This is a genomic window from Dysgonomonas mossii (assembly GCF_004569505.1).
Classification (GTDB): Bacteria; Bacteroidota; Bacteroidia; order Bacteroidales; family Dysgonomonadaceae; genus Dysgonomonas.
The window spans coordinates 1-511 of sequence record NZ_SPPK01000039.1 but is presented as its reverse complement, the minus strand read 5'-3'; the positions used below and the strand labels follow the sequence as shown (position 1 = coordinate 511).

1 pseudogene is annotated in these 511 nt (G+C 65.4%); it reads right to left on the bottom strand.

What is annotated here, in order from left to right:
• Positions 1-511: pseudogene (locus E4T88_RS17330) on the bottom strand (hypothetical protein); the annotation flags it as partial.

Below are 511 nucleotides of genomic sequence, written 5' to 3'. Positions count from 1 at the left end.
CTCCAGTTCGTTGCGGGCCATGCGGCCCACCGGGATGCCGGTCCAGTCGGCGACCACCGAGGCCACCGCTTGGTAGTCCACGGTCGGCAGGATCAGCGGGGTTTCGCCTTGCAGGGTGCTGAGGCGTTGTTGCAGGTCTACCAATTGGGCACGCAATTGATCATCGCCGCTGTCCACGACACCGGATTTTTCACGCAACGTCGCACGGGTGGCGAGCAACTCATCCACCAGGGTTTTCTCTTCGGCCCAACGGCTTTCCAGGGTGGCCAGGCGCTCGCGTTCGGCGCTCAGCAGCGCTTCGCTGTTGATCTGGCGCGCACCGATGGCGATGCCGATCGCGTGCTCGCGGGCGATGATTTGCAGCTCGGTTTCCAGTGCCTCGATACGGCGGCGGCTGTCGTCGACTTCTGCCGGCACCGCGTGCAGGCTGATGGCGACGCGGGCGCAGGCGGTGTCCAGCAGGCTCACGGATTTGTCCGGCAATTGACGCGCCGGAATGTAGCGGTGGGAC